Origin of the sequence: Paenibacillus sp. A3M_27_13, from assembly GCF_024213315.1 — a bacterium.
Lineage (GTDB): Bacteria > Bacillota > Bacilli > Paenibacillales > Paenibacillaceae > Paenibacillus > Paenibacillus polymyxa_B.
In genome coordinates, this window is sequence record NZ_JANAVE010000017.1 from 1 (window position 1) to 13,587 (window position 13,587).

The window sequence follows — 13,587 nt, forward strand, 5'->3', positions numbered from 1 at the left end:
CCGAGCCAGGCTTCGGCACGCTCTCGCAGCAGCGTTTGCGTCAGCAGCACCTTCGCTCCGCTGTCTTCAAGCATGAACCGCACGCGGTCTGTCGGATAATCCGGGTCGAGCGGTACATACGCCCCGCCCGCTTTCCAGACGGCCAGCACGGCCACCAGCAAGTTCACCGAACGCTCGGCGAGAATGCCGACGATCGTCTCCCGGCCGATGCCGCTTGCGCGCAGCGTGGCCGCCAAGCGGTTTGCCCGCTCGTTCAGCTCCGCATACGTCAGCCGCTCGTTCTCGTACACGACGGCCGCCTCTTCCGGCGTGCGCTCCGCCTGTTCCTCGAACAGCCGGTGGAACGCGGCCACAGAAGCCGCTTCCGGCTGCGCCGGGTTAAACGCGCCGAGAATTTGCTCTTTTTCCTCTGCCGTCAACAAGTTCAGCTCGGCAATCTTCGCATCCGGACGGCTTACGATCGCCGCAAGCAAATGTCCGAAATGAGTCGACAGCCGCCGGATCGTGCTTTCTTTATAAAGAGCCGTTGCGAATTCAAAGCTGCACTCCAGGCCGCCGTTTTCTTCCGTAACATCCACACTCAGGTCGAACTTGGCCGTGCCGTATTCGCTAGGGTACGGGGACAATTTCAGCCCTTCCAGCTCAAACTCTTTATCCTCCAAGTTTTGCAGGGAGAACATCGTGTCAAACAGCGGGTTGCGGCTCAAATCCCGGCTGACCTGCACTTTATCAACGAGCTCTTCGAACGGATAATTCTGATGCTCGTAAGCGCCTAAGGTCGTTTCTTTCACTTCTTCCAGATACGACAGGAAGGTCTTCTCCGAAGCCGGATAATTGCGGAGCGCCAGCGTATTGACGAACATTCCGATCAAAGGCTGCGTGTCTCCGTGCGTTCTGCCCGCAATCGACGTTCCGACGATCAAATCGTCCTGACCTGTGTATTTATGCAAAAGCACGGTATATGCCGCAAGCAGCACCATATACAGCGTGGCTCCTCTTTGAGCGGCCAGCTGCTTCAAGCCTTCGTTCGTTGCCTTGTCCACGAAGGACGTCAGCGTTTGTCCCTCAAAACTCTGCACGGCAGGACGCGGATAGTCCGTCGGCATTTCCAGAACCGGCAGCTCGCCCCGGTAACGGTCCAGCCAGTAAGCTTCCTCGCGTTTCAACTGCACTTTTTGCTCGTCCGACTGCTGCCATACCGCATAGTCCTTGTATTGAATGTGCAAAGGCTCTAATGACTCGCCGCCGTACAGACGAACGAGTTCCTCGACTAACACGTCCATCGAAACCCCGTCGGAGACGATATGGTGCATGTCGAACATCAGCAAATAACGTTCGGCTGCCAGCTCTACGAGCTCCGCCCGCAGCAGCGGAGGCTTCGCCAAGTCGAAAGGCCGGATAAAGTCCTGCACGACTTCAGGCGCTTCTTCCTCGCTCGCATGACGGTACTCGACGGCAAAGTCGACGCTCTCGTAAATGCGCTGTATTGCTTCGCCTTGTACGATCTCAAAGCCGGTTCGCAGTGTTTCGTGCCGTGCGATCAGTCCGCGGAAAGCCTTCTCCAGCAGGCTCCGGTCAATCGATCCTTCCAGCAGCAGCACGCTCGGCATGTTGTAGCTCTGATCGGCCCCTTCCAGCTGATTCAGGATAAACAGCCGCTTCTGAACTGAGGAAAGCGGATAATATGCTCTTGCGCCTGCCAGCGGAATCGACGAGAACGACTGCTCTCCGATCCGGGAGATGGCAAGAGCCATCTCTTCGATCGTCGAGTAGCGGAATACGTCGCGCAGAGGCAGCTCGACGTTCATTTCCTTCTGAATCTTGCTGACAAGGTTCGTCGCCCGCAAGGAGTGGCCTCCGAGCTCGAAGAAATTGTCCAGGACTCCAATGCCAGAGTAGCCCAGCACTTCCTCCCAGATCTTCACAAGCTGGGACTCCGTCCGGTTACGCGGCGCTACGTATTCGACGCCCGTTTGTATGCCGCCTTGCGGCTCCGGCAGCGCTTTGCGGTCCACTTTGCCGTTGGTCGTCAGCGGCATACGCTCCAACTGCACGAAGTACGACGGGATCATGTACCCCGGCATTCCCTGGGCCAGCGAGGTTCTCATTTCGCTGACCGTCAGCGTTCGGTCCGCCACAAAGTAGGCGACAAGCGCCTTCTCGCCCCCACCGTCCTGACGGGCGAGCACCACCGCTTCTTCCACGCCCTCGACGTTCAGCAGCTGCGTCTCGATTTCGTCCAGCTCGATCCGGTACCCGCGGATTTTGACCTGGTGGTCGATCCGGCCCAGGTATTCGATGTTGCCGTCCGGCAGCCAAGCCGCCAAGTCGCCCGAGCGGTACAGTTTCTCCCCCTCCGCAAACGGGGAATCGACGAACTTCTCCGCCGTCAGATCCGGACGGTTCAGGTATCCTCTCGCAAGGCCTTCCCCGGCCACGTACATTTCGCCCACTACGCCGATCGGCACTGGGCGGCGGTTTTCATCCAGGACGTACACCCTCAGCGTCGGGATCGGCTTGCCGATATTGCTCTTCGCCGCCTCCATTTCGACCCACGTTATTTCCTTATACGTCACGTGAACCGTCGTCTCGGTAATGCCGTACATATTGATCAGCTTCGTCTCCGGGTACTTCGTCTTGAAGCCCTTGAGCAGCAGCGGACTCAGCGCTTCGCCCCCGAAGATGACGTTGCGAATCCGCAGATCGTACGGATGGTCCGCCAAGACCTCACGCAGCAGCTGGTAGAAGTACGTTGGCGTCTGGTTCAAAATCGTGACCTGTTCGCGGCCCAGCAGCGCCAGGAAATCAGCCGGATTTTTCGCCGTCAGCGGCGGTACGATGACCAGCTTGCCTCCGTACAGCAGCGCTCCGTACATTTCCCAGACGGAGAAATCGAAGCAGAACGAGTGGAACAGCGTCCACGTGTCGGACGGCCCGAAGTCGAACAGGTTCTTGTCGTTGAACAGGAGCCGCACGACGTTCTTATGCTCGATCAGCGTTCCTTTCGGTCTGCCGGTCGTTCCCGACGTGTAGATGACATATGCCAGGTTATCCGGCCCGGAAATCGGCTCCAGGTTCGAAGCGTCCAGCGCACCTTCGGAGCCCGCCCCTCTGTCCCTCCAAACGAAATCATCCAATTCGAGGCGCGTTCCTGCGAAGTCAGTCTTCTCGTGCAGATGCTTTTGAATCAGCAATAACGGCGCGCCCGAATCCTCGATCATGAAGCGGATGCGCTCCTCCGGGTAGTCGGGATCGACAGGCACGTAGGCTCCGCCCGCTTTGAGAATCGCCAGAATGCCGACGACCATATCGAGCGAGCGTTCGGCCAGAATCGCTACCAGCTGGTCCGCTTCTACTCCCGTCTCCCGCAGCTTCCGCGCAAGGCGGTTGGATCGCTCGTTCAGCTCGCGGTAAGTCAGCTGCCGCTCGTTCATGACAGCGGCCACGTTGTCCGGGTAAAGCTCCGCCTGCTCTTCGAACAATTGAACGAGCGTCTTCCCGCGCGGAAATTCCGTGGTGGTGTCGTTAAAACGTCCGAGAAGGTCGGCCTTTTCCGCCTCCGTCACAAGTTCCAGCTCGCCCACTGTAATTTCCGGGTTATCCGTCACCTGCTCCAGCAGATGGACGAGATGCCCCTTGAGCCGCTCGATGCTGTCTTTATCGAACACTTCGGCGTTAAAGTCGAACCGAATTTCGATCTCGGCTCCCGGCACCACGGTCACGTTGAAGTTATAGTTCGTCTGCTCCTCCATCTGAACGTCAGCGATCGTCAGGTCGCCGTGTTGCTGGTCGCCCGCCTGCTCCATCTGCTCGTCCACCGGATAGTTCTCGAAAGCGATGATATGGTTGATCAGGTTCTGCTTTTGCACGCTGCGGGCTTGAATTTCATACAGCGGATAGTAATCATATCGCCCGGACTCCAGCGCACGCTCTTGGAGTTTCGCCATCATATCGGCGAACACGGTGTCGGCTTCGCTCGTGACGCGGACCGGCACCGTATTGATGAACAGCCCGATCATGGACTCGATGCCCGGGATTTCCACCGGTCTTCCGGCCACGACGCTGCCGAATACGGCATCGTTTGTTCCGTTATATTTTTGCAGCATCACGCCCCAAGCGGCTTGCAACAGCGTATTGACCGTAACCAGGCGCTCTTTCGCCACCCGATCCATCCGCTCGCTCAACTCCTTGCCCAGCTCGGCTGTGACGTGATCAGCCGTAAATCTGCCGTTCAGCGCCGGTTCCTTTTGTCCCGGGAGTACAGTTTGCCCTTCATAACCTGACAGGAATGCCGTCCAATAGCCGGATGCCGCCTGATCGTCCTGTTTCTCCAACCATTCGATATAGGCGCCATAATCCGATCCCTTATCTCCCGCTGGCTGCTTGCCGGATGCCAAGGTCGAGTACGTCTCAAACAGCTCCTGCGTCAGCTGCGCCAGGCACCAGCCGTCCATCAAAATATGCTGGAAACTCCACAGCACATGATAGCTTTGCTCTTCGGTGCGCAGGATCGTAACCCGAACGAGCGCGTCATGTTCCAGGTCGAAGCCGCGAAGCTTGTCATCCTCGGCCTTTTTATCCAAATACGCTTGTTTCTCGTCCACCTGCAAATGAAGCAGCTCTTCATATTCAAAGCCGACCGGCTTGTCGCGGTATATGATTTGCAGCGGCTCGCCCGCCGGTCCTTTCACAAAATTCGCCCGCAGCACCAGATGACGTTTCGCAAGCTCCATCCAGCTCCTCTCGAAAAGCTGGACGTCGAGCGCTCCCCGCATCGTAAACCGCGTCTGCTCGAAGTAAGCGGCAGTTTGCCGGTCAAGCGCGCTGTGGAACCACATGCCCTTCTGCATCGGCGTAAGCGAGTAAATATTTTCGATTTCCCCGAGATGGCCCGAGCGCTGGGCGATTTGCTCCAATTCCGCGATGGTCAAGCCTTTAAATTGCACGTCGCTCGGCGTCAATTCGGTGTTTTCTTTGCCTGCGCAGTGGGTAATGAGCTCTCGGAGACTTTGCTCAAGCCGCTGAGCGAAGGCTTCCATCGTTTTCTTGCGATACTGCTTCCGGCTGTAGCTGAGATCGAGCGATAAAGTGCCGTCCAGCACCATGCCATTGATATCCAGCACAAAGCTGCGGGCCTGCCGGTCGCTGGCCGGGCTGCCGCTGGAATAAGAAGATATGCCGATCTCGTCCTGATTGACATCATCGTCGAACTGGCCGAGGTAGTTAAAATTAATTTCCGGCTCTGCGCCCCAAACAAAGCCATCCTCCGATTTGGAGAGATAGCGGCATACGCCGTACCCAAGCCCCTTGTTCGGAATGCGGCGCAAGCTTTCCTTGACCTGTTTAATCTGATAGGCCAAATCCCGGTCGGTTTCCGGCTCCAAGACGACCGGAAACTTGGTCGTAAACCAGCCGACTGTGCGCGTGATGTCGATATCCGTTCCGATCGATTCGCGTCCGTGTCCTTCGAGATTGATCCGCACCCGTTCGTGTCCCGTCCACTTGCGAACGGCTATGCCGAGCGCCGTTACCAAAATATCGTTCATTTCGGTGTTGTAGGCCCGGTGAACCCGCTTCAGCAGCAGCTCCGTTTCTTCGGGAGTCAAACGGACGAACAGCGATTCGCTGTCCTGCTGCGTCGTAACGTCCGCCTCCAGATCCTTCGGCACGGCCGGAACCGCAATTTGTTCCACGGCCTGCCAATAGGCCCGTTCCTTCGCCATCTCCGGGCTTTGCGCGTAAGCGGCCAGCTGCTCGGACCAAGTGCGATACGCATCCGTTTTCGCCGAGAAACGAATTTCCTCGCTTTTGCCGGCCTGCTCGTAACCCAGAGCGAAATCCTCCATCAAAATGCGCCAAGACACGCCGTCCACCACGGCATGATGAACCGCGAGCAGCAAATGATCGCCGTCCGCGCACCGGAACAGTCCCGCCTTCACGAGGGGCCCGTTCTCCAGATCGATGCCCGCTTGAATGTCCGTTGCCTTCGCTTCCACAGCCTGCGCGGTATTCTCCGCATCCTTGAAGTCGAACACGTACAGCGTGAACAGCCCGCCGTCCTGAATCGCGCGGTTCCGCGCGCTAAACCCTTGTTCCGTCTTGCGGAACACCATCCGCAAGGCGTCATGATGCTCGGCCAGCTTTTGCAGCACCTGACGCACCGTCTCTTCGTCGAAGCGTTCCTTCCGGTACAGCATCACCGACTGGTTGAAATGATGCGGGTCCGCAAAGGAGCTCTCGAAAAACCAATGCTGAATCGGCGTCAGCGCCGTTTCACCCGTTATTTCGCCCTGATCAATGGTACGTCCGATCGGTTTCACATGCAGACTGAGCTGTGAAATAGTCGGATATTTGAACAAATCCCGGATTTCCAGCTTGTACCCGGCTTGATGAAGCCGCGAAGATACTTGAATGGACTTGATCGAGTCTCCGCCCAGCTCGAAGAAATGATCCGTTACCCCAACGCGATCGGCGTTCAATACCGCCTGCCACACATCGGCAAGCGTCCGCTCGGCTTCATTGCGGGGAGCTACGTACGCGCCGCCGGTCAGCGCGTTTCCTTCCGGAGCGGGCAAAGCCTTCCGGTCGATTTTGTCGTTCGGCGTGAGCGGCATCTGCGGAAGCTGAACAAAATGCGCCGGAATCATGTAATTCGGCAATTTTTGCGCCAGCGCGCTTCTTAGCTCGCCGAGCGTAAGCGGGCGCCCCGCGACCAGGTAAGCGCACAGTTCTTGCCCGCTTTTGCCTTCCCGCGCGATTACGATCGTCTCCTGCACGGAGTCGATCTTCAGAAGCTGCTCTTCAATCTCGCCGATCTCGATCCGGAATCCACGGATTTTCACCTGATGGTCGATCCGGCCCAAGTACTCAATATTTCCGTCCGGCAGCCAGCGGGCGAGATCTCCCGTCCGATAAAGGCGTTCTCCCGGCGCAAACGGATGTTCCACGAACTTCTCTGCCGTCAGCTCCGGATGGTTCAGGTAACCTCTCGCAAGCCCCACGCCTGCCACGCACAGCTCGCCGTCCACTCCCGGAGGCACAAGCTGCAGGTGGGCATCCAAAATAAAAATCCGGTGATTGGCCAGCGGGCGCCCGATCGGAATGACTCTGCCCTCCGGCTGCTCCTCATCCGCATCCCAAAGCGTCGTAACAATCGAAGCTTCGGTAGGGCCGTAAGCATTGAAATAGTGGACCTTGCGTTTCCACTGCTGCACGAATTCGGCCGATACCGCCGAGCCTCCCGTTACGAGCTTCGTTAAGCTGGGAAGGCGGTCCGGGTTCAAATAAGCACTGTACGTCGGAGGCAAAATCGCCGCCGTTATCGCATGCTCGTTCATATAACTCTCGAACAGGCGGTTGTCGAGAATCGTCTCGGCCGTCGGGATGTACAAAGCCGCGCCAAAATAGAGCGCTTTGAACACTTCCCAGCAGGACGCGTCGAACGACAGGCTGGCGAATTGAACGATCCGGTCATGCTCCGTGATGCCCAGCCTGTCCGCGAACATCAGCTTCAAGCTGACCAAACCGCGATGCTCCAGCATGACCCCTTTGGGATTGCCCGTCGTACCTGACGTATAGATGACATAAGCCAGATCGTTCGGACCGCTGGCCGGCTCCAGGTTCGAGCCATCGTCGCTGTAGGCCTGCTCGTCATCCAGCGCCACCACAGTCCCTTCGAACGGCACCTGCTGCAGCAGGTGCCGTTGAGTCAGCAGCAGCTGCGCATTCGAGTTCTCCAGAATGTAGCGGATGCGTTCTTCCGGGTATTCCGGGTCGATCGGCACGTAGGCACCGCCAGCTTTCAGAACCGCCAGAATGCCAACGACCGTCTCCAGCGATCTCCTGACCATCAAGCCTACCAGCTGATTGGGCAGCACGCCGACCGATCGCAACGTCCGCGCCAGCCGGTTCGCCCGTTCGTTCAGCTCCGCGTACGAAAGCCGCCGCCCCTCAAAGACAACCGCCGTCGCTTCGGGCACCCGCTTCGCCTGCTCCTCCACGAGCTGATGAATCGTCCGATCACGGGGATAGTCCTTCTCGGTATCGTTAAAGCTTTGCAGCAATTGAAATTTCTCGTCTTCCGACAGCATGTCCGCCCGCACGATGTCCAGCTCCAACTCGTGAAGCCCCACGGCCAGCAGGCGATTCAGATGGCCGACGACCCGAGTCATAAACTCGGAGTCATATAAGTGCTCGTTATATGACAGCGCTAGCTGTATCGTCCCGTCGGTTAAGCTGAATTCAAAGGAACAATCCGTGACCACATTTTGCCCGATTTCGTCCAGATGCAGCTCCTTAAGGGATACTAGCGTATGGATGACGGGTATACCGTCTGCATATTGCAGGTCCAGCTTCTCCGTCATTTTCAAGAACGGAATATGTTGATGCTGAATCGCTTCCGGCAAGGAAGTCCTCAGCTCGCTCAGAAGCGTTTTAAAAGTCGCACCCGCCGAAAGCGAGTTTTTCAAAATGACCGTATGATTAACGGATCGACGCGTCTCCGTCGGTTTCCGTACAACCGGCATGCCGACCAGAATGTCAGAAGCGCCTGTGTATTTATGCAAGAGTGACTGAACACCGGCGAGCAAAATCATAAAAGCGGCCAGCGGAGCGCCCTTGCTCATTTGAAGGACGCGCTGCGCCGCTTTTTCCGAAAGCGAACCGCCCACGGTTTTCATAATGGGCGCCAGGGAGCTTGGAGCTTTGCTGTAAGGCAGCGGCGTCAAGGTATAATCGTCGCTACCGAATTTTTCGTTCCAAAACAACGTTTCTTTTTCAAAAGCCATCTGGATCGTTCCCCTCTCTTCATCGGTAAAAGCAATCCGGCGGAGCATATGCCGCAGCAACGCTTCAGCCTCGCTCCCCGCCTTTTCAAACATGTGACAACAATGTCAATGGCTTTCGCCAGGTCACCGCTTCGCTTGCCCGTTTGATCGCATGCGGCAATCCTCTGCCTAGCAGCTGTCCCGCTCGGCTCCCATGCGTGAAAGACAACAAAGAGCATCGTTCTACGCAAGAGATGCAGCTGCTTCCGGCTCCTCTGCTTCAATATGCTTGCTGCGGACGAGCCGCCCGAAGACGGGCTTTGGTTTAACATTGGGTTCGGAATTAGATTTGGGGGTGGACAAGGGATGTTCCACCCATCGATGTTAGGCTTGCTGTAGGGTTCCGGCCGGCCAGCAGGAAGTCGACCGTACCTCCGGATTCGGCACCGGAGCTGCCTTTGTCGAAGCCTATGTTTAAGGGATATTGATACACTCTATGTACGATTTTAGTATTCCCCCGCCTGGTGTGGATAAGTAAAGATCTGGCTGCGGGGTAGTGAGCTTTTCCTGACGATTAGATGTGACAATGGTGCTGCATGAGGCTCAAAGAATGCTCCGTATGGCATAAACGGGACAGCCCTTGGATCGGCGGTGAATTCCATGCTGCCTGACGGTACCGCAGGCAGCATGGGGAGAAAATCTTCCAATGGGATGAAAACGTTATCTTAACATCAGGGCCGCACGACCCCCAGAAGGCACTTCCGTGCCTCTTGCCGGGGCGTCCACCTGCTTTCGTTACCAGCAAATCCTGGGTCTCCTGAGAGATCACCTGCTGCATACTGGACTTGATAATGTCGCAGCCGGCGGCCAGATGCTCCATCGAGACGGTCAGCGGAGGCATGATCTTCAGTACGCAGTCTCCTCTGCCGGCTCTTTCAATGATGAGCCCGTTCTCGAAGCTGATCTCCGTCATCCGCTTCGCCTCGGCTTCATCCTTTCTGAACCTTCTGAAGTCATGGAGCAACATATTCTCGGCAGTCATTTTCCACAATTGTCGGTCCCCGCATGCCAGCTTGCTGGGTAGCCAGTGGACTGGTCTCTCGCACACAGCTTGGATAGGTATAAAAACCATCCAATTCTATTTTCTATCATAATTGGAAAGGTAACCTAGGTAAAATTATATCAAAATTCCGAAGAATGTATAGTAAAACTTTAGTTAAATTTGGTCAAGGTGTTAATATTTTGCCTAAAAAGAGCGAATGGAGAAGAACGCTGGGAATGGTTTGCCATCAATCGAGGAATTCGACGCGTGTCGACATTCAGGCGGGGTGCCGGCCGATTTGGGAGATCTTCCCTGTATACATTCTCTGCCGGTGCTCCGAATCCTTGCGCTTTGCGATAACTTAACATGATTACCTGACGAATTTCTGGAAGCCTGGCTGGAAACGTGACTGGATGTCAGCTGGATATTCTGCTGGAAAATCCGTTGGATACTCGGTTGGAACTGCCCGGCTGGAAGCTGGCCGTAGCGTCCGCCGGGATGGCAGCCGGCATAGTTTTGTATCCCGCCGTCTTCACTGCGCCTCTGCTAGAGTAAAGGGCAGATAAATTCTGCCCCTCCTCATCAAACCGTACGTGAGGTTTTCCCTCATACGCTTCTTGGCATACCATTTTGTGAGTCGCTGAAGGATGTACCAGTCACGTTTAGCCATCTTCCTTTGGCTGTAGGTCGTAACGTAGTAGTTACGCCAACCCTGTATTTTCGGGTTTAAGTATTCCAAATGTTCTTGGAATGATTTGTGACGCATATTCGCAGGGGCTAGTCGTTCCTTCACGACTTCCCTAATTCGCTCCTTTGCCTTACGGCACAGCCATTGTTGGGTCGTATAATATACTTGGCTTTCGGAAGTTTCGGCCTTCGTCTTTCGGTGAAGCATGCCTAGGAAGTCGAAGCCTTCTTCTCCTGTCCATAGTCCGACGATTCGCGTTTTTGTCGGGTGTAACGTTAACTCCAGACGTTCCATTATCGTTCGAATGATCTCGTATGCCCGATCCGCATCCTTCTTGGGGATATATTGGCGCTTTACGGGTTTCCCATACCCTGGCCTTTACCTTGTTTTATCCATTTTTCTATCGTGGTGGGAATCGGATATGCTTGAGCCATAATGCCCCTCCATTCACCTCGTAGTTTCTTAATGCAAAAAAAGCCCCATTGTAAAAACAAGGTGCCTGACTTTAAGATGTGTGATATATAATTTTTCAAGAGAGATTTCAGTACTAGGCTAGCTTCTTAATAAACTAACTTTCGACAAAAAAGCGTAAATTATAAAGGATGTATATTTAGTGAGATTATACCATGAATTGTGCTTTAAGGAATAAAAAAATAGGTCTTACCATCATAAATATCTTGGTTATCGAGGTTGATATACAATCGCTCAGCACGTAATTTTCACATCTTTGGTCTCCGTCGGATTATCTTAGGTTGCTTTCTTTTATTCTCCAATCCCTTTGAAAAATAACACTGCTACAGATAGTGTCGTCTTAGAGGAATCTTAAATTGGGTTGCTTTTTATGAAAAAATTTATGCATCCATTCGTCTTTCTCCAGCTTGGTCAGTATATATTTAGTCGTTATATTTTTTAACTGACGAAACCGATTAATCTCAGATTTTTTAAAGAAACCTTTTGCAGCATACTCCATCAATAACTCGTAATTAATACGCCCAGCACAAACTAAAGAATCCTCACTTAATTGATCAAGTGCATCTTTGACATTAAGCTGCGGACTTGGGATCACTACATTCAAGCTTCCAAAAGGAAGCTCTATTCTTTGAATTTCCTCTTTGACTACCCCGACTCATGGCTTCGCATGAGCTGTAGAAGGATATACGAGTGTACGCATATACTCCAAGGAGCACTAATATTCAAACCAGGACTCGTAACGAACATCTTATAGACGTCGGTGTGCCCATGGCATCAATTACATCTTGGATGGAAGATCCTATCGTAAATGGAGCGGCCCCCTTCTTCTTTAAGCCAATAGATACTTTCAAATTATGGTTGATATTACTCCACCCAATGATATGATCATTAGAGTCCAATTCCACATTTGATTCCCATAAGTCCATGAGTTTCCGATGATCGATGTCGAAGTTCCCATAACATCAATCACTTTTTGTTTCGGAGACCCTATAGTAAAAAAAATTGGGACTTTCTTCTTCCAGATTTATATGGATAGCCATGTGTCCATCTCAATTGGATGGATCATATGTCTAATGTGAACTTAAAACATAACTACTGAAGGCTTTGCAATAATGAGTCCCCTTCACGGCTCCGCGAAAGTTCATTTATCTCTATACCGCTTTAACTTCAAATCAACAATTCCCTCTATTTCCTGTTTATCGCCCAGGTCTAACTTTCGAAATCCTGAGATTAATTTTGATTCAAGATCATCTAACTTAACTTGAAATAATCCACTATAAAAAGTTGCCGCCTCATCAAGTAATAACCAATCTAAATCAATATCGAAATTTAGTTTAAGGGCAATTACGGTTTCTAAGGATGGTTTGTACTTATCTTTTTCCAATTCACTTAATGTACCCTGAGAAATACCAATAGTAGATGAAAAGTCAGTTTGATTAAGCTTATTTAATTTTCTTATACTCTTTATCTTTTCACCCAAAGTCTTCATTGCTCCACCTACCATCCATAAAAATGAAATACATACTTAATTTATAATAGTTATATATATTATATATTCATTTGTATTTTAGATAAAAAAACATTTTTTTCATCGCGACAATAAGCTCTTGATTTCTCATACTGTTTTCAACAGAAACTTGGATTTCTCCTGCTTCAATTACTTAAGATACCAATACAGGAAAGGGTTCAAAGCCCTTTGATTTGTCATGCAACTATACTCGCTCTGATTGAGCCAAAGCAGTCGCCTCCTGAATTTAATAAAAAAAGCCCGATGATACTTGCTCATCGGACTTTTGTTAAATACTTACTAAGAAGAGATATTATTGTTATTTTTCATTAATATTTAGTACACAACTTTATTGTTTAGTACACAACTTTATTGTCCGAAGACAAATTAGTGTCTATATACAATAAAGTTGAGTTCTCAAATCATATTTAAAGCTTCTCCTTCAATTAAAAAGTCATTTTATAATTATCCGTTATTACTTAGCCCCTCATCGGATTTTAATTTCAAAAAGTTGGCCACTGAATCAGAGAAATAAATCATATAAATAATGTAGATAAGGGGATTAATCAACGCCTCTTTTCCCCAGAGCGAAGGAAGCACAATATCCTGATCTGACAGCCCAATTTGCGACAACATTTCTTCGCCAAAGCGACTGAGAAATTTTGAATACATTGTTGTTGTATAAAAAGAATGGGTTTGTTCAACTTTATCTCTATTTAAAAAATAAAACATGTTCTTTCGGATTTTAGTAAAGCGAATGGCTCTTTGCATGTGAAGCAGGAGCCAGTTATTGTGGGCAATGGTAAACAAGTCGTTATTAATATTTGAATGAGTACAATGAAGGAATTGAAAAAACTCGCGCAAATGTTCAATCCTGGTACGTTAAACGTAGCAAGAGGGATGACATAGCTTGGAGACAATTTGTGATTTAACAGCCCCCACATATAGCTTGATTGCGCGCATAAAAACAACCTTCTCCCCACTTTTCAGGTGCCTTGTTCAAGCGCATATCTTGTAAGCTGGACACGATTTTGAAGATGCAACTTTTGCAATATAATTTTCAAATGGTTTTTAACCATAGTATAACGAGGTTCCATTTATTTGAATGCAGGCA

General features: G+C 51.9%; 6 protein-coding genes and 2 pseudogenes. 1 reads left to right on the plus strand and 7 read right to left on the minus strand.

Annotated features, from left to right (window positions below; translation table 11 throughout):
- Together NLX82_RS27225 and NLX82_RS27860 are read right to left on the minus strand one after the other, a co-directional pair.
- Nucleotides 1–8,879 (minus strand): amino acid adenylation domain-containing protein (locus tag NLX82_RS27225; protein WP_483312068.1); only part of this gene is annotated, 8,879 nt, incomplete at its 3' end.
- Between the two features lie 679 nt (nucleotides 8,880–9,558).
- A pseudogene (locus NLX82_RS27860) lies at nucleotides 9,559–9,759 on the minus strand (diaminobutyrate--2-oxoglutarate transaminase); the annotation flags it as partial.
- A 453-nt stretch (nucleotides 9,760–10,212) separates the two neighbouring features.
- Between NLX82_RS27860 and NLX82_RS27235 the strand changes: the two are divergent.
- Nucleotides 10,213–10,362 carry a hypothetical protein gene (locus NLX82_RS27235; RefSeq protein ID WP_155766956.1) on the plus strand — a complete coding sequence of 50 codons (150 nt, stop codon included), beginning with the start codon at nucleotides 10,213–10,215 and terminating at the stop codon, nucleotides 10,360–10,362.
- Here NLX82_RS27235 and NLX82_RS27240 read toward each other — a convergent pair.
- The 5 genes and pseudogenes from NLX82_RS27240 to NLX82_RS27260 form a co-directional block, all read right to left on the minus strand.
- Nucleotides 10,340–10,789 carry a group II intron maturase-specific domain-containing protein gene (locus NLX82_RS27240; RefSeq protein WP_023990471.1) on the minus strand — a complete coding sequence of 150 codons (450 nt, stop codon included), beginning with the start codon at nucleotides 10,787–10,789 and terminating at the stop codon, nucleotides 10,340–10,342. The two genes, NLX82_RS27235 and NLX82_RS27240, sit on opposite strands and share 23 nt — an antisense overlap.
- Nucleotides 10,790–11,306: 517 nt before the next feature.
- A complete protein-coding gene (locus tag NLX82_RS27245) occupies nucleotides 11,307–11,561 on the minus strand; it encodes a hypothetical protein (protein WP_068939597.1) in 255 nt (84 codons plus the stop codon).
- Between the two features lie 546 nt (nucleotides 11,562–12,107).
- Entirely contained in the window at nucleotides 12,108–12,455 is a 348-nt protein-coding gene (locus tag NLX82_RS27250) for a helix-turn-helix transcriptional regulator (RefSeq protein ID WP_023990474.1), read from the minus strand.
- 483 nt (nucleotides 12,456–12,938) lie between these two features.
- Nucleotides 12,939–13,337, minus strand: coding sequence for a hypothetical protein (locus NLX82_RS27255; protein WP_028542640.1), 399 nt, complete (start codon nucleotides 13,335–13,337; stop codon nucleotides 12,939–12,941).
- Nucleotides 13,338–13,459: 122 nt separating this feature from the next.
- Nucleotides 13,460–13,549: pseudogene (locus NLX82_RS27260) on the minus strand (DNA-binding response regulator); the annotation flags it as partial.
- Nucleotides 13,550–13,587 lie beyond the last annotated feature (38 nt).

Bases quoted from the DNA above. Each gene is read 5' to 3' on its own strand.
- NLX82_RS27240 (WP_023990471.1), bottom strand. From the start codon at position 10,789: ATGGAACGTCTGGAGTTAACGTTACACCCGACAAAAACGCGAATCGTC.
- NLX82_RS27250 (WP_023990474.1), bottom strand. From the start codon at position 12,455: ATGAAGACTTTGGGTGAAAAGATAAAGAGTATAAGAAAATTAAATAAG.